Below are 24,658 nucleotides of genomic sequence, written 5' to 3' on the forward strand. Positions count from 1 at the left end.
ATGAATATAATAAAAGCATACTACGACCATATCCTTGACATATTCATGGAGGTATATGGCAAAAGCATAGAATTTGCACAACCAGGTAATTGCATGAAAGTCACAAGTCTGTCTTTAGACATATTACGTGACTTGTATGCTCGTTTGTCTCTGCTTAACACCGAAACTCTATTCTATATACTTACAGAAGATCCCGATATGACGGGAGCAGAGTATATAACACCTACAAAGTTGATTGAACTCCGGAATGATTTAACAAAATCCATTTTAGTACTCATACCTGTTAATAGCTCAACATCGGCTGAGGACTCTTATGGTAATGCTACTTTTAGGGAGTTAAGCATTTCAGACTTTGATGAAATACTATATAAGAAACTTCAAACACAATTATCTGGCAAACAAGCCATAAAAGAGGCATTAAATTATGCAGGAAAAGATCTTGACTGTACACTCCAGGATAAGATCAAATACCTGCTGTATGTTATCTTAAATGGGGAAACAGACGAAGCAATTGGAAACGGGTTATATTTGCTAAACTTGCTTCCTGACTCCTCTTTAGTTTCAAAAAAAGAGTATATTCCTCAGTTTCTTGTCAAAAACGATGAATGTATATCTGTAATGGCTGATTATTCAATGGCTATTGCAGATAGGATTAGTTCAATTCCTGTAAAACCAGGAACAATCCAACAAGATGTAGCAAAATTTTTGCGTGAGAACAACTCACTAATTAACAGAAAGGACTTATGCGCACAAGTTTTGGAGAACTATCCTCAGTTGAATTTTTCTAATTGGTATAGCTATCTAAAGAACATTACAGAATTAGGTGTACTACATGTAACAAAAGTAGAATTAGGTGGTAAAGTCTTTCATCTTGACGGTGAAGACATAAAACTTAAAATGGAACCAAGTAAAGGAGCTAAAGTCAAACTACGAATCTACTTCTCCCCCAAGCCCAGTGCTTATACCGAATTAAAGAAAGTAAAGATTGCCATCATGAATGGCGATGGCTTCTATAAAGAGACTGATGTTGTAACTAAAAAAATATCAGAAAATAACAAGGATTATCGTGACATAACATTCTCACTGAATAACGCCTTTGAGAACGGAACATATTTTTTCCATGTATATGCAGAAAACAATGACGGTACTGAGCTGAATGTATCAGACGCGTTTAGGGATGAAGCTATTCAACATGAATGGGAAAAGGTTAAAACAAGCGGTAATATAAGTAAGGAAGAGTTTCAACAGCAGACCAGACGACTGCTGACCTCTGACAGTGATACGTTCTTCTTGCAAGTCGTAAACGCTACGGATGAGCCTGAAGAAACAGGTACTCGTATGAAAATAAATAATGTACTTCAAGCTTATTTCCGCTATCGTATCGAACTCAATCGAAAAGGACAGGAACTCACTACCCCTCAAAGACAAGCAATAAATGACAAATCAGGGAAAACATCTGACGATGAATATAAGAGTTGGCAGTTTGCAACGCATATAAAAACATTTCAATTACGATATGATACAAACAACAACTATCAGATTCCACTCTCAATCAAGCTTCTTGAATTGGAAGAGACGATTCTAAAAAACAGCAAAAAGCTGTGTTATATTGATGCTATAATATCAGATAACTATACAGATGAGACCCTCAAATCAATAATTCTGAGAGAAATAGATGATTTACAAATACCTGAATCTCTTATTGAGAAAAGAGTGTCTTTATTTGAAAGCATTCTTAATTCAGCACCAGACAGAACTGGAGTAATTGAGACTTACGAAGTATTCAACCACATCGGCGACATAAAGGAGTATATTCATGAATATCATGCATGGCTAAAATCTCTTAATGAAAAGAATATAAGTCAGTCATTAGCCGTTCTCATACAAAGTATTGATACTGTTTCTCTTCAAATAGAGATGCCAGATGGCAGAATTGCTCATACAAAACTGCTGACACCTCTACATCCTATCAGACTGGGATGGTTAGTCAATATATATGAGCAATATGAAGAATGGGAAGCCAAAACTGCAGAAGATTCTCGCTACAGAAAGCCTGATGTTTGGTATAAGAAGCTGGACAACTTGTTCTATGGAGATTTACTTCAGGATGTTGCTCCATTAGTTATGCGCGACATTCATAATGAGGACTATCTCCAATATGTTGGTGAACTATGTTTTGGTTGGGGATTCTACGTTAATCCTCAGCAGTCTGGTGATGACACCTTCTCGACAGGATTTCGCCAGCTAAAAGCATATGTGTCCCAATTACTTAATATTGGTGTTCAGTATCGTATAGATTCTGATGTGAACAAGCAGATGGTTTACCGTCTGATTTGGAAGTATATAACACAGCATCCTTATACAAACAAGCTTATTATCAATATATTCAATGCCGGAGATGCAGCTGTTTTCGCTGACAACCTTGTTATGCTTGAACGTGATACCGCAAATACACCTTTTGATATTCATTACGAAATCAGGATGTTTTGCGATGATAAGCGCTTTCCGCAAGGAGAAGCATTAAGAGACTTATTAAATCCGGATACCCAAGTATCAGAAGAAGCAGAGAATTTTTCTCAGCCAGATGATAACAGGCTATTCCCAAAATTGCGTTTTTCGGTCAATAGCGTGGATGAATTTACCAATGACCCTAATAAATATCCGGCTCATCTGTCTTTCTTGGTAAATCCATTTCCAACAAAAGCATCGCTTAAACGCTCAAACACACGGCAACAGTCATTTTTCTTAAATGGCGTTATCACCCGTCCGATAATTCAAGTAGAAAAAGCGGAAAAGGGTTACATGTGGCATAGATATATCTCTGAAGCACCATTAGCAAATCCTGTATCAAATTTTTCTAATGAAACTCAGGAACTTTTTTCAACTCTTCAGTGGATAGTTGCAAACTCTATGACTACAGATCATGAAGTATCTGTACCATCGCTTACGCTAAGCATCAAAGATAAAAACTCCATCCTACTGTCATATGTGCATGATATTAGTGACTGGGTAATAACTTTTGATAAAAACATGGGACCGGAATTCTATGATATTCCATGCAAAGAAGGTGAAACTCCGTATCTTTTAGATTATCTTCCGAGTGTGGAGTTAAATGGTATATCATCATTCCTGACTTGTAGACCGACATCAGAAATAGAAGGATTATTAGTGCCTTATTTTAAGAACTTTGGTATAAACCTGAGTGATAAAGAGTCTTTTTTTGAACTTTTAGCTGATATTCGTTCTGTTTCAAGTAGTATGATAATGCAACTAGGAAGCACCAGAAACAAGGCTTTTGAAGTCTTGGGTACAACCTTGATGAAACGAATGTTACGGAAAAAAGACCTTCTTTCTGATTCATTTATAATTCCTATAGACCTTCACCAGGAGTTATTCCGAGATATGGATGCAGAATCACACGAGCGTGCAGATAACCTGTTAGTTGATTTTCATACAAATCAAAGAGAGATTGTTTTCACAGTAATTGAAATCAAATGTCGTCAAAACTTATCTGATGATGAACTTTCAGCATTACAGGAAAAAATGCGTCACCAAATAGACAACACTATTTTAGCTCTAAGAAAACGTTTTGACATTGATTTTCAAACTCCAGATCGACTGGACCGGGAGCTGATGACACTTGAATTGCAGTCTCTGCTCATATTTTATTCAAAACGTGCAGCAAGGTATCAATATCTCAATGAAGAAACAGCTGATGAATATGAGAAGTTTATCCTTTCTTTGATTCAAGGTAATTACACAATCAGATTCAAGAGGCTCGGATTAATATATCAATTTGGTAGTACTGAATATCAACGGAAAGATGACATGAACGAGATATTATACTATATCATGGGAAAGCCTATGATTGAGCGTATTCTCGACAAAGACATGTCCGTCAAGACAATTGATTTGGAAATGATGAATGCTGATGAGGATTTTCGCACAGCTTTTGAGACATCTGATCGATTGATACGCGAAGAATCCTTTAAATTGAGCCATCACGAAGAAGAATTACCATCTGAAGAGACAGATAATGTAGGGCCTTCTGAAAAATCACAAGGAGATATTATTGATTCTTCAGAACATGAGGAAGTAAAGGATGAGTCTAACTTCGGAGAAAATATAGTTAATGTAAATCCTTCAGATTCAGAAAAAATAGATTCTGATAGTAACGAAAAAGAACAATGCAATAATGCAAAAACAACTTCAAAACAAGAAGAGATAGCTGATTATAAGGCACCAGTCTACGATATTCTCATCGGTAAGACTAGCGGAAGTGAACAATATGGTATTCTTGGTGAAAGTATTAATGGTCACAAGAAAATTGCTATTGATCTGAGTGAGACGAATACGATAAGTCTTTTTGGTGTTCAAGGTGGAGGTAAAAGCTATACAATCGGAACTATCACGGAGATGACCCTAAAGCAGTTCCCCAATATAAACCTCTTGCCTGCACCTATGGCCAGTGTCATCTTCCACTACAGCGAAAGTATGGATTATGCACCTGAATTTACCTCGATGATTTATCCGAATGACGAAGCTGGTCAGTTGAAGAAGCTTAAGGATGTTTATGGAGCAGAGCCTGATAATATTAATGATGTCATTATGCTTTGTCCTATTGACAAATTAGAGGAAAGGCAGGAAGAGTATCCTTCAATAGAAATTCATCCTATTGCATTCCACTCTACAGACTTAAATGTTCAAGATTGGATGTTCCTACTGAAAGCTGTTGGAAATGAGTCCACTTATATAAATCAGCTTCGTGCTATAATGAGAGCGAACCGAAAAAATCTCAATCTTAATAGCTTAAAGCAGAGTGTTGATGCGTCCCCATTGCTTTCTGCTTCACAAAAAGCATTAGCACAACAACGTTTATCTTTTGCTGAAGAATATATTGATGATAGTCGAAAACTGGGGTCTTTACTCCGTCCAGGTCGCTTGATTATTGTGGATTTGAGAGATGAGTTTATTGACAAAGATGATGCCCTTGGCCTTTTCGTAATAATGTTGAATATATTCGCTGGTGTTAAGGAATATCAAGGAATAAGATTCAATAAATTCATTGTTTTTGATGAAGCTCATAAATACATGGACAACAAGGAGTTGACAAGTACAATTGTCACTGCTATACGAGAAATGAGACATAAAGGAGTGTCAATGATGATAGCAAGCCAGGATCCAATGAGCCTACCAACAGAGATAATTGAACTTTCGTCGATAATGCTGATGCACAAGTTCAATAGCCCTCAATGGGTTAAACATGTACAAAAATCTATAACCCAACTACAAACATTATCATCTTCAGATATGGCTACATTAATGCCAGGAGAAGCTTATTTATGGGCAACTAAATCTACCGACAAAGGAGTAACGAGCCGTCCTATGAAAATAAGTACAAGACCAAGAGTGACCAAACATGGAGGTGATACAATTAAAGCTGTATAATGGAAATAATTAAATATAGTAATATAGGATGTCGTGAAATAAATCAAGACTGTCTCGCATCATTGTCGTTCGATCATGATAAAAGTATTCATATTGTAGCAGATGGTATAGGTGGATATGACTGTGGAGAGATAGCCTCAAAGATAGTATGTGAAAGTTATATTCATGGATTAGTCAATAATCTGTCTATAGATGAAGTGACTAAGGAGGTTTCAAAAAATATTCAAACAGAATGCAGGAACTTAGGCGTCTCCAAAATGGGGAGCACTGTTGCTGCTGTATTCCTGAATGGTTTACAAGCTTCAATTTTTTGGGCTGGAGATTCAAGAGTATATGTCTTTAGGGATAAACATCTTTTATATCAAACAGAAGATCACTCATTATTGAATGAATTAAGTCGTATAAGAGAACTCTCTTTTGACGAAAAAAAACGGTACAAGCATATAATAACACGCTCTATCATGGGCAATGCTGACGACAAGGTTGATCATGATAACCTCGAATTATGCTTTGGGGACGAAATTCTAATATGTACGGATGGTATGTATAATGAATATCCTATTGATTATTTAATAGAATCAATCCGCATGGATAAACTTGACATAGAGAAAAAAAATGATAGTTTTATGGACAATCACTCATTTATATACATATTGTTATGAGAATTGAATGTGACAAAGTCATAACCACAGATGATTTTGATGAGAAATATTCTATGTGGCAAGGCCGAACATTGACCGTCATGGGAGAATACATAAAAGTTAGTCAGCCAGGTATACATTCCCGCTATTTTGACACAATATATTTGTTCGAAAGCACTGGAATTATGATTGGTTTTAAGTATGATGGAGTCTTACCAGAATGTTATATCTCAACCCAAGACGGTTTTGAGTCAGATTGTTATGTCGATGCAGCACCATACTTATTTCAAGACAAAGATAGGATTTTCGCAGTCGTTAAACGCAGCTATAGGAATGTCGATCTTCACAAACAAGTTATTGGATTGACAATAATTGACACAAGCAATTTGATGCCTATTGATGAACGATACACATGGCCAATGTGGGAAAGTATAGAATCTATACATAATGGTGCAGTGCTTATCAAAAAAGGTGACTGCTCATATGGACTATCAAGCATTGATAAATTCCCTGCATGTAATCTTGTAAGAAACGCCTATTTAATCAAACAAGATATCGATGAAGAAAACGTTTATCTTGTTTACGGTTCAAGTATGGAAGTAGATATGAAACGAATAGATTTTACAAAGAAATTAGTTAAAATCAAGTAGATATTATGATTCTAAACAGTCTGATAATTGATGCAATAAAGAAAAAGTCAGGACTATGTTTTGACAAGGCAAAGGACTATGATATCTTATGTGATAAAATATTTTCATCAACAAATAGAACCATAGGCGTTAATACTATTAAGCGGCTAATGGGATATATAGTAGATGACCGAAAAACGAATGAATATACATTGAATACTATAGCAATGTATATGGGGTTTCAGTGTTGGAATGACATGTATGGAGCCTTTCGTTTAGATAGTGAGTGGAATTATTCTGATGATACAGTATATGTTCAAGATTTACATTTAGGCTCTACTATTAAGATTAAGTACTTGAATCGCACGATTATATTTCAAGTTATCACATTTAAAGGGATTCAGGCTCTTAAAGTAATTGAAGCAACCAACAGTAGTTTGAAAGCAGATGACATTCTATTTGTAGAACATTTAAGAAGAGGAGAAATTCTCGAATCAAAAGTTGTCTACAGAGGAGACAAAATAGGTAACTATCGTACTAATGGTGAAATTTTGGAGATGGAAGTTATTAAAGAGTAGGTATTATTTCTTGTCAAGTGAGGAAAAGAAAAAATAACGAGTTATGACAGATGCGTTGAAAAAACAAGTAGTGGGCAAATATAAAGGAAGCATCATCTTTTGCTGTTTCTTAAAGGAAGATGCAAAAATTATGAAAGACTTATAAAACGTTTCATCTTTCACACTTAAAATTATGGTTAAAATCAATTTAGATAATTTTAGAGACTCTGACGGAAGTATATTCGTTTATCGGCCTAAAGTGTACTTTGACAATTTGTGTTTTGAATATGCCGAAAAGACTGTAGATGAGAAATTAGAAATTCTATCAGAATTAGTTATTAATGGTCTGGATCTTGTTTCAGAAATTGAAAAATATATGGAAAATCGTTCACCTGTCACCATAACATCCTTAAAGGATACATTAGCATACTATTTCTTGTACCTTAGAGGTGAAGATCCATATTCTACTGGATTCCATGGATTAGACGAATTTTCAGAAACCCAATTAGCTGCCATGCTCCAAGAATCATTAGTAGCGCATTACAATGATATATGCTTCAAAAATAGTATTAATATGCTGTAAACCAATTACATGTACATTATGATACAAGATAAAGATACTAATTTCGTTTACATATCGAACAAGTTGAGTCTCTGGAAAAACTATAGTACGTTTTGCAATGAATTGATGTCAGTCATGGATGAATTGAAAATTCCTTATGGAAAAATCTATGATGCAAAAGATGTTTGGGCAAGAGATTTCATGCCTATTCAATTAGAAGAAAATATTTTTTTAAAATACCAATATGCTCCAGATTACCTAGTCCGAATTGAAAAGAGAAAGTCATACATAACAGATTGTGCGGAAGCGTGTCGAAAATTAGGCATACAATATCAAGAGACTGACATAGTAATTGATGGAGGTAATGTTGTACTATGTGGGGATAATGTGATTATGACCGATAAAGTTTTTGCAGAAAATAACACGGATAAACATGATGTAGACTTTCACAAACAATTAGAAGACATTTTCGGACATAAGGTAATTATTATACCATGGCACGCTACTGGAGAGTTAGATGATGAAGAAGCTGATGGTTATGGACATGCTGATGGTTTTATAAAATATTGTGGAGGGAATCATATTCTCATGGGTAATCATCGTGATTCTGATGAAGAGGAAGCCATTTTGATTCGTAAGGTTCTTGAAGAAAACGGATATGTAGTAACGGAGATGTTATTTACAGTACAAGAACCCAGATATGACTTAAATTGGGCATATATCAATTTCCTTCAAGTCGGTAACAATATTATATTACCGAAGTTTGGTATCAATGAAGATGAGCAGGCGAAACGTTTTGTACAAACAGCGTTCCCCTATTGTCGAGTACGGCAAATAGACTGTAATGCTATTGCTAAAGATGGTGGGGCATTACATTGCATAACATGGAATATAAAGAAATCTTAGACAATAAACGGAAAAAGTATTATTTACCAGAATATTTTATAGTGCCATTTAAGCACAAAAATTATCTTTCGTCCTTTTATAAATAAAGTAGCTCGCCATAAACAGTCTTCATTTATGACGAGCTATCGGTTATATCATTTATTGTATCGAAGAGATTTAATACAATTTTGACAGTGTCTTGGACAAGCTAATAATTGGAATGTCTGTCATTTCCAATTCATTTTATGGCGTTTAATTACTTATTTTTATTTTATTGCTGTCCGATAAAACTTTTCAAACCCTCAATAACTTATTGATATACATAAAATTAATCAGTAATTTTAATAAAGAGGCTTATCTATAAGAACAATACTGATAATCAGCCTATTGAATATGTTTATCGGACACTAATGTTTTTATTTAATAAAAAGAATCACTATAGGCCAATTTCATTTATGGCTGGGTTACTCGGCTATACACACAAATGTATTTAAAGATTCTAATACAATTTTATAATTTCAGACAATAAATCTTCTATATTATTATCACATTGATTGGTATCACAATGTATGTGATGACCAGACTTAAGATATTTAAGCCAACAGGCCAACATATCACGATAAGTTTCATCTAAAGTATCGAGAGAAGAATATTTCCCTACATAGTTATTATAGGCCCCCCATGATTCGTTAGATACAGGATAAAGAGATCCATTATGTCGAATATCGGTAGGAAGGACATGCGCATATCCATCTTCATCAATCACGAGTTGGTTACCTCGTCTATCATCAGCATTCCTCATTTCATTTTCAATCTCTTCTTTCGTAAAAAGATGATGCGGCTTACCTATCAGACAAAACTCTATGTCAAAATGACATTTTATATTAAGATTCGATATGTCAAATCCTTTACATTTATTTTGAATTGAATCATTAAGGTCATTAACGATGCTAATAGCTACATCTCTATCATAAACCTGATACTTTTCAATACTCTCATCATTTCCTTCACGAATCATTCCATCTGAGCAAAGATACCATCCTAAATTATATAGCCAAGAAATATAAGAGCCAAATTTGAATTTAAAACAGAAAGCAATATTTCCATTTTCTTTTTGTTCTTGTATAAATTCTGAAAAATCCCATAATTTAAAAGACTCTTTTATAAAATCGTCAGGTTTAGGTAATTTTTTCTCATCAACATTTATCTGTAAACATAAATTTGGTTGCCTTTCCGGATATGGATGATCACCAAATTCATGCATATTCAATATTTCTTCCTCCTTGTAACCTTTTGAAACACCATACGCTATTTCTTTTTGCATTCGTTCAAAATAATTACGCAACTCTTCGTTACTCATCATAGCATGACGCCCATCATAAGTAGAAGGTATATGATTGTATGGACTGATTTTCATTACAATAAGGAACTTTCCTTGTGTAAATCTGTTTACAATTTTGTAATCTATAGGAAGTGGTAACCCTGAATCATAATCATATACACCATATACAGCATCATCAGCTTTAACATAATGTCCAGGAGTATCTTCTACAAGAAGTTGATCACCAAATCTTGATACAGGAACTCCATCAATTGGCTCTACATTTTCTGCTTCAATGAAGAAATAATTCCAACGCGAATCTTGGAATGATTCAAAATATAATGCTTTAGGCTTTATGACATTAATACCTCCTTTTGTATAAATATATATAAACCCTGCTTCTGGAGCAATATCTGCATAAGAAAAATCCAATCCTCCACTTTCTGGCAATAGCATATGATTCATTGCAGAAGAAGATGCTAAGACATTAAGTACTCTAACAATTGTTGTAGGATCTTGGTATTCTGTTCTAACTGGAACATCATCTCTAAAAATACGATTAGCGACAAACCTCCATTCATTCAATTCCTTTTTTAATCTATCACTATAAGAACTTAGCCATTGTGAAAGGTAGTTCCCGAATTGTTTTATATTAGGACGTGCTTTCGGGTCATTTGTTGTTCCTTGGTAAAGTAATTCTTCGATTTCTACAAGATATTCATTCTTTAAATGATCATAAAATCGTAATCCATGAGTATGATCTATTGATGAATACTGCCCATCAAATCCTTTTTCATCATCGGAGAGAATCATCCAAAGCGTTTTAGCCAATGAATAAACATCTGCTTTAGAACCATCTGCACCCTTAGGATTGCGCTTCATTTCTGGAGCAATTGTAAAGATTGCCCCTAATCCTTTATCATTACGAGTAAAATTATTATTATTGTCAGGAAATTCCACAAGTCCAAAATCACCAAAACAAAGTCGTTCCTTATAATAATATATGTTATCTGGTTTAATATCACGATGATGTATTCCAAGATCATGAAGTTTCCCTAAAGTTTCTGTTAGATCTATGAATCCTTTTATGACAGTAGTTATCCAAGAAGAATAGTCGATTTTATTTATTTTGTACGGATCTTCTGTACATTTAGTCCGCATATCATTTGACCATTTCATTATTGGAGTAGCAATAGGCATAACGTACCAATAATTATCTAAATTGAAATCAAGAATCGGCATTATTCCAGATATACTAGCATTATCTTTCATTATCTTTACCTCATCATGAAATCGTTGTTCTTTTTCTTCGCTTCGTACAGACAAATACTTTAAAGCTAGCAATTCTTGCGAATTTAAAGGAATAACAGCAAATACTTTTGCATTTCCGCCTTCACCTATCATTTCGCCAAGCTTATATTTCGTTTCAATGCTTTCTTTTTGTTTATTTGTTTTTCCTTTTGAACTCATTTAATTTTATTTGAATATAGTTTAAATTATAGATTATCATTTATATAATTTGTATATTGGATAATAGCCTCAATATTTATATACTATAAAATTTCTAATCTTTTCAAAATCAGATGATATTTCTTTCTCATTCAAGCCTGCTTTTACCGCTACAGCAAACAGATCTTCTTTTGTTGGCTCGATTTTATCATTAATTGAAGTAGTACGAAAGCCATTGATGCCATCGCTAGGCAGCAAGTCATAAGCTGGAGCAAAATGCCAATCCCCTTTACGATAAATGAAGGCAAAATTCTTGGCATGATCATCCTTGTTGCCTATCAGATAATTGAATACCATCAGTCGGTAAACCTTCCACAATTCGGCTACGCTATGCGTCAGCATGGAGCAAACCTGAAATATATGTGTATAATCAATACTAGGTAAACGATAATCGGCTCCGATAAGGCCAGCCATGCTTACTACATGCAACTTGCCATTTGGTGTCCGGTCAAATCGTTCCACACCAAAATATTTATCCTCAAACAGTTTTGTTTCCGGCATTTCAATTCCGCATTGCTTGGCAAGAAGCGAATAACTGTATTCATCTATACCTATATTGTGCGGATCTCGCTTGGCACGGAACTTAACCAGCCATTCCTTGTTATCATAACGAACGAAGATTTTAGGTCGTGCACCTCCAGGTGAACCACCGCGATCTTGAAACTCCTCAATACCTTCGCCCCTATAATCATCACTATCCAATATTTGTTCTGCTTCCAGTGCCAACTTCTCGAAATCGACATAATCCTTTCTTGTAATAACACTATTATCTGGACGGAACTCCAATGCTCCACGTCCTGTTGAGCCTACCAATGCAAGGCGGTCCAATAAAGTTAAAGTCCGTGGATTGATACCTTTTTGTTGCAAATACCTGTCCAAAATAAGCAAGCCCCATCCATCAGGTAAACAGTCATCGAAAACACCAAATCCTCCTTCAAATGGACGAGGTTTGGCTATAAAGACACCACTTCGCAAGGGTAATTCGAATGGTGATATGGAAAAACCTGAGCCAAGCCATTCTGCCGAATACTCGAATGCGCATAACCCCTCTTTAGTCAATGCCAAGCGCCCGACTGGTCGATTATCATATATAACTTCAATTTGCTTAATATTATTCATTTTTCTTACCTCTTTTACGGATAACATTTTGTTCGTTTAATACATCGTCTAGGGATTGATATTGCTTTTGCGCAAAAAGAGCGTCAAATTCGGATAACGCATTTAAGGCAAATCCTATTTGAAGCAAACCTTTTAAAGATATCTCTCCAGTCTGCTCAAACCTACGGTAAGTAGCAAACTTAAGGCCGGATCTTGTAGCTATGCCTTCTTGAGTTAGATTTAACTCCAATCTCCGTGCTTTTACTCTAGCGGCAATTTGCTTCGCTACATCATCCGGGGGTGATAAATTAAACGATATTATATTATTCATAAACTAATAATTGTTTGTATAACAAATAAAATATTATTCATACAAAGATAGTGAAACTCCTTGTGATTATCCAACTTTTGCCACAATACTTTGCAAAATAATAAGACTATGAATAAGTATAACCGTACTTGGATTGCTTTCGTCAATAAGAATAAGGTGTGGGCATGCTGATGCTATAAGTACTTTAGAGTTTATTTCTTGGGTAAATCCTAATGTTGTATTATTCAATTCTTACCATCCCTGCCAACTGTACGAAATAATCATTTGACCAAATATCAAGTTCTTTTGGATTGCGAACGAAAGGCAATACATCTTCTTTCACTTGTTTTATATCAGCTGTAGAGAGACGTTCAATAAGTTTCTCCTTGAATAACTCTGAAGTAATATCCTCATTGTTAAACTGCTTGCACCGTTCTGCCAAATGAGTAAAATCCAACGGAACATTATGGCGTACATACCATTCAAAGTCATACCAATCACGGCCTTTAACCCTATTCTTCCATGCACGATAGACCAGTGCGTGCATCTTGCCTGCAAACAGGTCCGGAAGTGTGAAACAACGGGTCATAAATGAATGTGGCTGAAGCAATAGCTTTTGTTCCGTCTTGAAGTTCAACGGCGGACAAGTATCTACTTCAATCTTTATCTTTATTGACTTCTCCATCTGGAAAGTCACATCATACACATCGGTATTATCCTTAAGGAATGCTGATTCGACCTTTCCGAAATTCTTCTTGTCTTTTTTCTTTATTTCAACCTCACGACCTACCATTGCAAAGGCATCAATGACAGCAGGAAAATATTTCGTAAAATCGAACTTGTCATCTTGCGCAAGCAATGAAAAATCCATATCCTCACTGAAACGCTGCAAGCCATGAAAGATTCTCAAACAAGTTCCGCCATAAAACGCAGCCGACTCAAAGAAGCCTCCGGCATACAAACCTGCAAGTATCATTTGTTGGTTCACTTCAAATATAGCGTTTCTCTTATGCTGCTCCGTTGTTAGATCATAACGGGAGAGCATATTGTCGAATATTTCATTTTTCATCGTCTTAAGAATTTTAATAGTGTTGAAATTGAATCAGCCTTTTTGCCAACCTTTATATAATCTTCAAATATGGTTGCGTCCATATTATAAAACTCATCCATATCCATACGAATATCCTGCTCAAGATATATCTCTACATCCTTCATATAACGAAGAATGACTTTTGAGGAATTGGCAATCAAATCACACAAAGCCTTTTCCGGTGATGCAATAAGAAATGCATAGTCACCTTTATTTATACTCCTTACTCCTATTGGAAATGCCTTTCTTGAAATATATTTGTAGTCATAATTGCCGACTGGAGTTTGAAAGCTTCGGGGATGTTTTACAGTCATTGATTGATGAACATATACAGCCTCGGGGATAAGTCCATAATATCGCAATGCAGTAGACATGGAGATATACGAAGGTGTATAGAGATGATTAGCAATCAACTCACTCGATAGAGTCTTTCCTGAATATTCGGGATTTATCACATAAAGTCCTCGCTTAAGTCTGATGATAACCCCTTGCTTTTCGAGCCAGGTTACTTTCTTATTAGCAGACTTAAGTTCCGGATATAACGATTCAATGATTGAAGTCGTTACTGGAATAGTTCCTATTTCATTTAATTGCCTGTCCATACTGCAAATATAGCGATATTTTGAACAATAAAAGAAATAATACTTCTTTTTCTGTTCAAATTATTACTACTAAGGCAATCTTAAAATAGCGACCACTGTCACATAAGTCTGTTGTTTGTAACAATTACCGAAACACTGACCACGCAGCAAATGAACTATCTCAATGCCCTTATAGCCGGAGAAAAGGCCATCAGTTCGACCGAAGTGATGCATCGCTATCAAATCTCTTCAACAACCTCAATATCCCGCTCAAAGGCTACCCTTATCAAGAATGACATATTGGATAATAAGGCTGATGAAATCTCGTTTCAGGACCCGATTTATGCCTATTAAATGAAGACTGAATACTTCGCAAAATAATCATAATGTCCCGCTCGGTTTCAGAGCCATTTTTGTACCTTTTCTCATCAAAAAACGGCATTTTTCACAAGTTTTTGTACCGCACATTTTGATATTCAAGAAATTACACTTACTTTTACTTTCCAAAATGGAGGTACAAGCCGAGAATGGTGCTAAAAATCACTAACTTACACATTCTCAGATACTTGCCAACCTGCTGGTTGTACCTTTTAGAGTGCTATACTATTGATAATCAAAGATGTACACATACTGCATCGGCAAATGACGGCTTGTAAACAACCGTAACCAATCATAACCATTTAGAATAAAGCCGCTGTATATCAGCGACTTTTGTTTTTACATACTTTCCAGTTGCCGTTTGGAGATCACGGATTTTCTCCATATTTTCCTACCATATTTCTACCACGGAGCAAATTCCACGCAAGCCGAAATATCACATTGACGCAGTAGTTGACGTGTGTTGACAGTGGTTTACATGTGTGGACAGTTGGGGAAATTAGTATTTATGAAAAACGACGGAAAATAGAGGGAAAATATGGAAGTAAAAAGGATTTGTCAATGGTGCGGAAAACCCTTCATCGCCAAGAAAACGACAACCTGTTATTGCAGCCCGCAATGCTCGAAACGGGGCTACAAACACCGCATGATGGAGCGAAAAATGGAGCTGCGCCACATGCAGGAGATGCTGGAACTACGCTCGTCGCTGGAGAAGCAGGAATACTTCACTTTTTCGCAGGCGGCACGTTTGATGGGCGTAAGCCGCCAGTACATCTACAAACTGGTCAAGGAGGAGAAGCTCCGCGCATCGCGGCTCAGCGGGAAGATGTCGTTGATACGGCGGGCCGACATCGAGCTCATGCTCAAAAGCAAGCCCTATGAACGGATGGTCCCGAAGGAGGACTTCAAGATAACGGAATACTACACCGCCGAGGAGATTGCCCAAAAGTACAAGGTTAACGCCAAATGGGTATGGACCTACACCCGGCGGCACAAGGTGCCGAAGGTGCGTATCCGCCAATTCAACTATTACAGCAAGAAGCATATCGACGCCGCCTTTGCCAAGTATGAGGTTGATTCCGACCTCACGGAGTGGTACACGCCCGAAGATATTCAGGATAAATACGGCATGACACGTGTCGCCATCCGTTCGCACGTCTACCGCAACAACATCCCCTCGAAGAAGGAGCACGGGCAGATCTACTACTCCAAACTCCACTTCGACCTCTCGAAGAGCAGCGCTGAGGAAAGTAAGGCCGAATACTACACCGTGAAGGAGGCAATGGAGCGGTTCCACCTCTCGCGCGACGCGGTGTACGGCGTGTTGCAGTTCCACCAGATCCCCCGCGAGAAGAACGGGCGCTTCGTCCGCTTCCTGAAAGTGGAGTTCGACCGCGTGATGGGGGTCAAAAAGTAGCCCGGATTCCAGTCCGCGGGAAATGATGCAAAATGATTTGCCGCTGACGCTGGTCTGCATGTTCTCATTCCCAACATTTGCCGTAAAATCAGTATTAACCATAAAATTTTCATGTTATGCACGAATGTAAAACCGTAACACTGAGAACCCGCCCGCTCAAGGGCCGGATGTTGTCCTTCTACCTAGATTATTATCCCGGCTACCGGGACAAGGAGACCATGAAGGTGATCCGCCACGAAACGCTGGGAATCTACCTCTATGCCGACCCAAAGAACAAGCGGGAGCAGAACTTCAACGAGGTGATGACCGAGAAGGCCGAGGCAATCCGCTGCCGCCGCTTCGAGTCGGTGGTCAACGAGCGCTACGACTTCTTCGACAAGTACAAGCTCAAGGCCGATTTTCTGGAGTATTTCCGCAGTCAGCTCCGTAAACATGACCCAAAATGGGAGTTCGTCTACCTCCACTTCCGTAACTTCGTACACGGCAAGTGCACCTTCGAGGAGATCGACATCGACCTCTGCAACAAGTTTCGCGAATACCTGCTGACGGCCAACAAGCTCAAGCGCAAGGGACGCATCACGCGCAACTCCGCATCGGGATATTGGTCTACATTCAGAGGGCTTCTGAAAATCCTCTACCGTAACGGACTGATCCGCAACAACGTCAACGACTTCCTCGAAAAGATCGAGACCGAGGACGTAGTCAAAGATTATCTTTCTGTGGAAGAGCTCTACAAACTGGCCGAAACGCCTTGCAAGAAGCCCGTACTGAAGACGGCATCGCTCTTCTCCTGCATGACCAGCCTGCGCATCAGCGACATCCTCGCCCTCTGCTGGGAGGACATCGTGGACTACTCAGCCGGTGGCAAGTGCGTGCACATCGTCACCCAGAAGAACCGCGCCGAGGACATCATCCCCATCAGCGAGGAGGCGCTGGATCTGATCGGCTACTGCCCCGACAAGCGGGGAATGGTCTTCAAGGGATTGCAGCGCTGCTGGACCCAGACCTACATGAAGGAGTGGATCCGCTCGGCGGGTATCACCAAGAACATCTCCTTCCACTGCTTTCGCAGAACATTTGCGACGCTGCAGGCGGCGGCCGGGACAGACATCCGCACCATCCAGAGCATCATGGCGCACAAGAGTATTACGACCACACAGCGGTATATCAAGGTAGTGGATGCCAACAAACGGGAAGCCAGCAAAAAAATCACCCTGATGCGGAAGAAATGACGGGCGGTTTTCGGCCAGGTTTGACGGATAAAGTACGATTTTTGTTTGAAAATCGCACAAAAAGAGTGATAGTTAGCGTGACAGCTGTAACTATCACTCTTTTTTTTGTGACTATTCGGAATTACGATTATAACTTCACCTCCGTAACGATTACAAACAGTTGCGGATATGGCTAATACACTCCAAAAACGGGCCAAAAGAATAAGTCTGGTTCTGACCCTCGCGGCGGTCCTCTTTACCGCTGTCGACAACTATCTTTACCTATGCCACGGCATCAACATCACGCCCGTGACAACGCCCGTCATCATTATACTTGTGGTATCAATCGTTTTGTGCGGTGTGTTGCAACGGTACTTCTACCGTTGGCTTATAAAATACTCGCTCTTTCCTTCCGCCAATCGGCAAAAGTTGGAGACTGACAAAACAGAACGCACCCGGGCTGTCATCACCGAGCAGGCCGAGAACCGCGCTGAGACAATAGAAATCGAGCCCGTCAAGGAAGCTACCGATGTAGAAGCGGGAATCACCGTCGGGCCGCACCGCGATCCCTACATGGAAAGATACAACCAGTTGCTGGAGGAGATGAAACAGCAGGAGGCCCGACGCCACGCCGAACTCATGGAGGCCATCCGCGAATATGTGACCGTTGCAACCGCGCCCTTCCTGTCGCAGAAGGCCCTCGACACGCTCCTCACTAACATCGAGCAGATGGCCTGCGGCCGGACGGACTCCTGCCTGCCGCTGCGCTCCAACCCGGATCGCCCGTTGCGATCGCCGGAACTGCGCCACCTGGCATGGAACATCGGCGAGCGGCTCCACATCTCGCTCGAAGAGCGGGCCCGGTTCATCAAGCTGTCGTTCCCCCACGAACTCAACAACGCCACCGTCGAATACCTGCAGCGCAACCTGCGTGTCGCAGTCCCGAGCCATATTCCAATCGACATCCCCGACGAGGACGATTTCCGTTTCCATCTGGAGCTGATCGGCGTCCATCGGAAAAAAATGAACCCCTGCTGATGAAAAAATGATTCCCGTCAGCGTTGGTCTGCGTGAATTCATTCCGTTGGTTTGCACCATGTTGAACCCCATAAAAACAATGAAGACATGGCAAAGGACCAACTCACATTCAACGACCTGCCGACGGTGGTCGGCGAGCTGTGCGACCGAATCGCAAGCATGGAGAACCTGCTCTCGGAGAACATCTCGCGGCAGAGCGCACCTCAGGAGAACACGCACGTCCCGATGACGGTGCAGGAGGCGTGCGAATACCTCCGGATGCCCCTTTCGACCTTCTACTACAAAGTCAAGAAGGACAACATCCCCGTCATCAAACAGGGCAAGCACCTATACATCTATCGGGACGAGCTGGACAAGTGGCTGGAATCGTCCCGCAAAACCCCGCCCGCACAAAGTTTCGAGGAGGAGAACGAGGCCCTAATCGCCTCGCACCGCCGCAAACCCACCCCCAAAAACTGGTAGGCGATGGAAACGACAGACAACCATAAGCCAACACCAGAGGAATTGGCCCTCTGCATCGAGGAGTCGGCCGTGCGGGCAGCAGACGCTTGTGAGCAGTCGCCCGCCGTGCTGCGGGTGGACGGCTCCGTGATCGGGACGCTGGGCAACTTCAGCGCCTCGATCGGGAAGGCCAAGAGCAAGAAGACATTCAACGTCGCGGCCCTCACCGCGGCGGCCCTGACGAACGGCACGGTGCTCCACTACCGAGCCTCCTTCCCCGAGGAGAAGCGGGGCATCCTCTACATCGACACCGAGCAGGGACGTCCCCACTGCCAGCAGGTACTGCGGCGCATCCTGCGGTTGGCAGGACTGCCCGAGGAGCGGGATCACGACAACCTGGTGATGCTGACGCTGCGCAAATTTCCGCCCGACTTGCGGCTGGCCATTGTCGACCATGCCATCGGCACTATCCCCCACCTCGGTCTGGTGATTATAGATGGCATCCGCGACCTGCTCTACGATATCAACTCGCCCAAGGAGGCGACCGACATCATCTCCCGGTTCATGCAGTGGACCGACGACCGGCAAATCCACATCCACACCATCCTGCACCAGAACAAGAATGATGAAAACGCACGCGGCCACATCGGCACGGAACTCAACAACAAGGCGGAAACCATCCTGCAGGTAGAAGTGGACAAAGAGGACAAAGCCATAAGTGTGGTCGAAGCCGTGCACATCCGGGACCGGGACTTTGAACCTTTCGCTTTCCGCATAAACGAAGATGTCCTGCCCGAACTGGTAGAACCATATCTGTCCAAAGAGAAGAAGAGCGGGCGACCAACCAAAGAACCGTTCGATCCGGAGAGGGAGATTCCGGAGGATGTACATCGTGCTGCAGTGGATGCCGCTTTTGCCAATGGCAATATCGGCAGTTATGATGACTACCTGGAACGTCTGAAGGAAGCTTACGGATTGCACAATGTAAAGCTAGGCTACAACAAGGCAGTCAAGGTAGCCACCTTTCTTGGCAACAAGCAGATGGTAATAAAGGAGGGAAAAAATTATATTCTCAATCCAGAATGCCATTACTGAGTACAACTTTACTTTATTGTATGGGCGTATATATTAGAATAAAGCAAAGTCGGCAGGAAATCATCATGTGGGATACTCATTTTCTCCCCTCTTTTAGTGGACAATAATATCCTGCATTTCCTTGTCCAAGTGCCAATTCATTATACGCATCCGATATAGCTTGCGGGGAAGGATAAACAGGTAACTGTTTCGAGATATGCCAAGGTATAACCTCACTGCGTTACGGTTGTACATTGGCGCTCTTGACTGCTCAGTTCCTTCGCCAGTACGGTACTCGCAAGCTCGCACCTTTTCAACCATTATAACAACGAATCAAATGAAAGAAAATATTGTCAATACATCAACTTCCCCGAAAGAAACAAGAAGCGTCTTTGTCGGGGCAAAAGTCACACCCAGCCAGAGAGACCATATAAAATCACTGGCCGAACAATGCGGCATGACCGTAAGCGACTACATATTGTCATGTGCGTATAACTTCAAGCCCAAAGCGAGGCTCACGAAAGAAGAGACGGCACTGCTGCAGAATCTGGACAATTGTCGGTCTGATCTTGTAAAATATACCTCCGCACTTCACGGAATGTCCACAAAGCAGCGGATGGTAATGTTCAATCAGATTCCGTTCATGGTCGGCTGGCTCGGAGAACTTTCCAATGTTGCCGAAGGCGTCTGCCAATTCCTGGAAGCCGTAAAGGAGAAAAACAGAATTCCGTCCAACCCTCAATCCGAAGAAAAATGATTGCAAAAGCCAAAGCCATATCTTACGGTATCAATGACCTTCGTTATATTACTGGCGAATCAAAACACAAGAAGCATCCGGAAAAAATATATCGGGTATTGGACAATCTGTTGCCCTCGGATCTGGACGCTATGGGAATATGGAACTCCATGCAGTTGACCCTTGCCCAGCATCGGCCGATAAAGAATTCCATAATCAGAATAGAGTTGAGTCCATCGCCTGAGCATACCAGTTTCTACGACATTGAGGACTGGCAAAAGCTATGGCACGAGTTCGCTGAAGAGTTCGACAAACAAACGATTATCGGCAAGGACGGGAAAGTCCGTTCCTGCCCGACCAATCTGGCCAACAGCAAATACACGGTTTACCTGCACATGGAATCCAAAGGGAAAGTTCCCCATCTCCATGCTGCAATTTGCCGTTTTGATGAAAACGGCAACATTAACAATGACCATAACATTCATCTTCGGGCACAACGTGCAGCCGAGCGAGTTGCAGTGAAACGTGGCTGGGTGACTGCGGAAGACATCCGAAGTCGCAACATTCCGGAGGTAAGCAGAGAGTGCATGGAGGTATTGAGAACCATGCCATCATGGTCATGGGAAGAATACAAGAAGGCACTTGCCCGGAGAGGCTATTCCGTATATGAACGGAAAGATAAGAAAGATATTCTCCGTGGATATGCGCTCCTCAAAGGAAATACCAAATACAAGTCCTCCGAACTGGGAGTAGCACGTAACCTGATGATTTCGAAACTTCCCCGAACCTGGCAAAAGCTACACTACCGGGAGAGACTTGCCGCTCAGGTCAATACCTCTCAAATCCATAGGCCGGAACCTGTTAAAAGACCGACAGCAGATATGGACTATACCCACTATCGTTCCGGCTCGGTGTCCTACACGCTTTCTTCCCATAGCGGAAGGGAACAGCGTTTCTATATCCCGGAGCGGGTACTTGACTATTTCAACGAAGAGTTCGACTCCCGGGAGGTTGCCAACAGCAGTGAGCTGACCGACATAGCCGTAGCTATCTTTGTTGGTATGCTTGATACGCCAGCCGTATCTGCCGGAGGTGGTGGCGGAGGTTCGCAGAGCGATCTCCCCTGGCGGGACAAGGACGATGACGACCTGCAATGGGCCCGCCGCTGTGCCCGTGCTGCTACCCTCCTATTGGGTAAGAAACCAAGAACAGGATTAAGACGATAAAGTCATGGAACAGTCATACAAAAAGCAGCCGCCTCGTGCGACCGCTTTTTGTATGACTGTCTTGCTGGATATGGGGAAATTTATTTTATAAATCTGGAAAATTTATTAGACTAAATTAACCGAAAAACGAACTAAAAGAATCTATTTAAAACTTTCATCGGTATTCATGAGGACTTAATCATAGAAATATATAGTGAGCGGGAAAAACTCTCCCGCTTTTATCTTTTTATTGCATAATATTTTATATCTTCGTATTTCAATTGAATCAATACTATACATAGTATGGATAAACCCATGAACCGAATCAAGGAGGTGCTTGAAGAGAAAGGCATCAAACAGACCTGGCTGGCAGAGAAGCTTGGAAAAAGTTTCTGTATTGTCAATTCCTACGTCTGTAATCGACGGCAGCCAAGCTTAGAAGTGCTGTTTGAGATTGCTAAGATTCTTCAAGTAGATCCCAAAGATTTAATAGATAGCAAAAATTAAATATCATAAGTATATGGCTAAGACGCAAGACGAAATAAACGAGTTGCTGGCTTCGGATCTCTTTCAAAAAGGGATTAAGGATAAGTATATTATTATCAATGAAGGGAACTCAATAATTCGTTATAATTGTAAAAATCAGACAAAACGCCGCCTGCAGAACCCCGAGGAGTTTGTCCAGGCGGAAACATATCTGAAATTAATCTACGATTACGATTACCCGGCTTCAAATATTTCGGTTAATGAATCTGTGCAGATCGGTTCCGAAACTCGAGAAGCAGATATACTTGTATATAATGACTCTCATAGTAAAATCTTGGTCGTTGTTGAATGCAAGGAGGAGAATATTAATGAGCGACAATTTCAGGTTGCCGTAGATCAGGCATATAGTTATGCCCACGCATCAGCTGCTCGATACGTCTGGGTTACATCCGGAATCAAAGATGAGTATTATGAAATAACAAATATATCTCCGGTTTCCCGCATTAGCATCAGTGATATTCCCAAGCGAGACGGAGAAGTCAAGCGCTTTAAATATGTCAAGGGAGTAACCGAGCCTCCTCAAGGAACGCAGAGTGAATTGATTCAAAAATTTAAGTCGGCTCATGATGCATTATGGGGAGGTGGTGCATTGGCCCCAACGACGGCTTTTGACGAGTTGGATAAACTCATCTTTTGTAAAATATGGGATGAACGCTGGCGAGATAACGATCCTAAAAGTAAAGGGCAACCGTATAACTTTCAGATAATACATTATCCGGAGGATCCCCAAAACAACAAAGCAAAAGTCGAGCTTGAAGCTCGCATACGCGATCTTTACGAGCATGGGCGAAAGAAAGATCCCGAAGTGTTTAAGGATGATATTAAATTGGACAAGCATAAAATTTATACGGTTGTTCAATACCTTCAGGATATAAATCTTTCCAAAACAGACCTCGATGCCAAAGGTTTGGCATTCCAGAGTTTTATGGGAGAATTTTTCCGCGGTGATTTCGGCCAGTTTTTTACACCCAAGCCGATTGTTGAGTTTATTGTATCAGCCATCGGGGTTAATAAAGACTGGAAAATACTCGATACGTCATGCGGAAGTGGAGGATTCCTGTTGCATGCATTAAAAGCCGTACGGGACGATGCCAATGAAATTTTTAGTGATGAAATTGGCAGTGCCTCATGGCGAGACTATTGGCATGTATTTGCCGAGAAGCATTTGTTCGGTATTGAAATCAATGAGCAAATTTCGCGCGTAGCGAAGATGAACATGATTATTCATGACGATGGTCATACCAACATCATCACCAATGATGGATTGAAAAACAACCGTACTTTGGAAATTGAGAATCGCAATCTCAGTTTCCAGGATGGGACTTTTGATCTGATAATGACTAATCCCCCCTTCGGTTCGACGATAAAAGCGGATGAGGTCGGATATTACAAAGAGTATGAACTGTTCGAGAAAAATCTTGGGTTTACGGAGATTAAGGATCGAATCGCTGATGATAATAACAAAAACAAGTGGCGGGCCTCGCAAAGTACTGAAGTGCTGTTTTTGGAACGATGCTATAAATATTTGAACGAGGAGAACGGCTATCTTGCAATTGTTGTTCCAGATGGAATCTTGACCAATTCGTCGAGCCAATACGTGCGAGACTGGTTGATTGAAAAGTTCCGAATCTTGGCGGTTGTATCATTGCCGCAACACACCTTTGCCCATGTCAAAGCCGGCGTAAAATCATCTGTTCTGTTCTTGAAAAAACATCCCCAAAAATTGACTCAACAGTTTGAACAGACATTAAGTGATGTTAAGGCACTTGTCCGCGAAGAGAAAGGGCTGGATAAGGAGCAACGGGCAGAGCGAATGCTTGAATTATATAAAGAACGCATCTTTAAGTATTTCGACAACTATGAGGTCCTAATGGTAGAAGTTGAGAATGTTGGATATGACGCTACCGGGAAAAAAATTGAAGGCAATGAATTGCCAGAAATTGCAAATAAATTAAATTCATTTTTTTCTTCATTGTGAATA

21 protein-coding genes are annotated in these 24,658 nt (G+C 40.4%); 16 read left to right on the forward strand and 5 right to left on the reverse strand.

Annotated elements, in window-relative coordinates:
• The 6 genes from mads8 to AC5RDS_RS15390 all read left to right on the forward strand — a co-directional run bounded on the left by mads8 (window position 1) and on the right by AC5RDS_RS15390 (window position 8,743).
• Window positions 1-5,448, forward strand: coding sequence for a methylation-associated defense system ATP-binding protein MAD8 (mads8, locus tag AC5RDS_RS15365; protein WP_270667149.1), 5,448 nt, complete (start codon window positions 1-3; stop codon window positions 5,446-5,448).
• Window positions 5,448-6,110 carry a PP2C family protein-serine/threonine phosphatase gene (locus tag AC5RDS_RS15370; RefSeq protein ID WP_122103759.1) on the forward strand — a complete coding sequence of 221 codons (663 nt, stop codon included), beginning with the start codon at window positions 5,448-5,450 and terminating at the stop codon, window positions 6,108-6,110. Before mads8 ends, AC5RDS_RS15370 begins: the two co-directional genes overlap by 1 nt.
• Window positions 6,107-6,739: a hypothetical protein gene (locus tag AC5RDS_RS15375; RefSeq protein WP_122103760.1), complete on the forward strand. Its 633-nt coding sequence runs from the start codon at window positions 6,107-6,109 to the stop codon at window positions 6,737-6,739. The genes AC5RDS_RS15370 and AC5RDS_RS15375 overlap by 4 nt, the downstream gene beginning before the upstream one ends.
• Before the next feature lie 5 nt (window positions 6,740-6,744).
• The gene (locus AC5RDS_RS15380; RefSeq protein WP_122103761.1) at window positions 6,745-7,296 is read left to right on the forward strand and encodes a hypothetical protein; all 552 of its coding nucleotides are present in this window, start codon (window positions 6,745-6,747) and stop codon (window positions 7,294-7,296) included.
• Window positions 7,297-7,468: 172 nt separating this feature from the next.
• Entirely contained in the window at window positions 7,469-7,858 is a 390-nt protein-coding gene (locus AC5RDS_RS15385; RefSeq protein ID WP_122103762.1) for a hypothetical protein, read from the forward strand.
• 114 nt (window positions 7,859-7,972) lie between these two features.
• A complete protein-coding gene (locus AC5RDS_RS15390; RefSeq protein WP_494222401.1) occupies window positions 7,973-8,743 on the forward strand; it encodes an agmatine deiminase family protein in 771 nt (256 codons plus the stop codon).
• A 478-nt stretch (window positions 8,744-9,221) separates the two neighbouring features.
• Here the strand turns inward: AC5RDS_RS15390 and AC5RDS_RS15395 are convergent, their stop codons facing one another.
• The 5 genes from AC5RDS_RS15395 to AC5RDS_RS15415 all read right to left on the reverse strand — a co-directional run bounded on the left by AC5RDS_RS15395 (window position 9,222) and on the right by AC5RDS_RS15415 (window position 14,652).
• Window positions 9,222-11,513, reverse strand: a complete 2,292-nt coding sequence (locus AC5RDS_RS15395) for a protein kinase domain-containing protein (RefSeq protein WP_122103764.1) — start codon at window positions 11,511-11,513, stop codon at window positions 9,222-9,224.
• A gap of 69 nt (window positions 11,514-11,582) precedes the next feature.
• Complete coding sequence (locus AC5RDS_RS15400) at window positions 11,583-12,671, reverse strand: type II toxin-antitoxin system HipA family toxin (protein ID WP_122103765.1); 1,089 nt, start codon at window positions 12,669-12,671, stop codon at window positions 11,583-11,585.
• The gene (locus AC5RDS_RS15405; RefSeq protein WP_122103766.1) at window positions 12,664-12,981 is read right to left on the reverse strand and encodes a helix-turn-helix domain-containing protein; all 318 of its coding nucleotides are present in this window, start codon (window positions 12,979-12,981) and stop codon (window positions 12,664-12,666) included. The genes AC5RDS_RS15400 and AC5RDS_RS15405 overlap by 8 nt, the downstream gene beginning before the upstream one ends.
• A gap of 220 nt (window positions 12,982-13,201) precedes the next feature.
• On the reverse strand, window positions 13,202-14,029 hold the full coding sequence (locus AC5RDS_RS15410) for a nucleotidyl transferase AbiEii/AbiGii toxin family protein (RefSeq protein ID WP_270667113.1): 828 nt from the start codon (window positions 14,027-14,029) through the stop codon (window positions 13,202-13,204).
• The gene (locus tag AC5RDS_RS15415) at window positions 14,026-14,652 is read right to left on the reverse strand and encodes a type IV toxin-antitoxin system AbiEi family antitoxin domain-containing protein (RefSeq protein ID WP_122103768.1); all 627 of its coding nucleotides are present in this window, start codon (window positions 14,650-14,652) and stop codon (window positions 14,026-14,028) included. Before AC5RDS_RS15415 ends, AC5RDS_RS15410 begins: the two co-directional genes overlap by 4 nt.
• Window positions 14,653-14,802: 150 nt before the next feature.
• Here AC5RDS_RS15415 and AC5RDS_RS15420 point away from each other — a divergent pair, with 150 nt between their 5' ends.
• The 10 genes from AC5RDS_RS15420 to AC5RDS_RS15465 all read left to right on the forward strand — a co-directional run bounded on the left by AC5RDS_RS15420 (window position 14,803) and on the right by AC5RDS_RS15465 (window position 24,655).
• Entirely contained in the window at window positions 14,803-14,985 is a 183-nt protein-coding gene (locus tag AC5RDS_RS15420; protein ID WP_233526493.1) for a hypothetical protein, read from the forward strand.
• Window positions 14,986-15,547: 562 nt separating this feature from the next.
• Window positions 15,548-16,426 carry a helix-turn-helix domain-containing protein gene (locus tag AC5RDS_RS15425; RefSeq protein WP_494222402.1) on the forward strand — a complete coding sequence of 293 codons (879 nt, stop codon included), beginning with the start codon at window positions 15,548-15,550 and terminating at the stop codon, window positions 16,424-16,426.
• Between the two features lie 116 nt (window positions 16,427-16,542).
• Window positions 16,543-17,658: a tyrosine-type recombinase/integrase gene (locus AC5RDS_RS15430; protein ID WP_195360129.1), complete on the forward strand. Its 1,116-nt coding sequence runs from the start codon at window positions 16,543-16,545 to the stop codon at window positions 17,656-17,658.
• 168 nt (window positions 17,659-17,826) lie between these two features.
• Window positions 17,827-18,675, forward strand: a complete 849-nt coding sequence (locus tag AC5RDS_RS15435) for a hypothetical protein (RefSeq protein ID WP_195360128.1) — start codon at window positions 17,827-17,829, stop codon at window positions 18,673-18,675.
• Window positions 18,676-18,762: 87 nt separating this feature from the next.
• On the forward strand, window positions 18,763-19,137 hold the full coding sequence (locus tag AC5RDS_RS15440; RefSeq protein ID WP_195360127.1) for a helix-turn-helix domain-containing protein: 375 nt from the start codon (window positions 18,763-18,765) through the stop codon (window positions 19,135-19,137).
• A gap of 3 nt (window positions 19,138-19,140) precedes the next feature.
• A complete protein-coding gene (locus AC5RDS_RS15445; RefSeq protein ID WP_195360126.1) occupies window positions 19,141-20,211 on the forward strand; it encodes an AAA family ATPase in 1,071 nt (356 codons plus the stop codon).
• A gap of 316 nt (window positions 20,212-20,527) precedes the next feature.
• On the forward strand, window positions 20,528-20,947 hold the full coding sequence (locus AC5RDS_RS15450; RefSeq protein WP_195360125.1) for a plasmid mobilization protein: 420 nt from the start codon (window positions 20,528-20,530) through the stop codon (window positions 20,945-20,947).
• Window positions 20,944-22,152, forward strand: coding sequence for a relaxase family protein (locus AC5RDS_RS15455; protein ID WP_195360124.1), 1,209 nt, complete (start codon window positions 20,944-20,946; stop codon window positions 22,150-22,152). The genes AC5RDS_RS15450 and AC5RDS_RS15455 overlap by 4 nt, the downstream gene beginning before the upstream one ends.
• A gap of 282 nt (window positions 22,153-22,434) precedes the next feature.
• On the forward strand, window positions 22,435-22,638 hold the full coding sequence (locus tag AC5RDS_RS15460; protein WP_195360123.1) for a helix-turn-helix domain-containing protein: 204 nt from the start codon (window positions 22,435-22,437) through the stop codon (window positions 22,636-22,638).
• A 13-nt stretch (window positions 22,639-22,651) separates the two neighbouring features.
• Window positions 22,652-24,655: a type I restriction-modification system subunit M gene (locus AC5RDS_RS15465; RefSeq protein ID WP_195360122.1), complete on the forward strand. Its 2,004-nt coding sequence runs from the start codon at window positions 22,652-22,654 to the stop codon at window positions 24,653-24,655.
• Window positions 24,656-24,658: the final 3 nt, after the last annotated feature.

The sequence above is a fragment of the Odoribacter sp. genome (genome assembly GCF_985060555.1).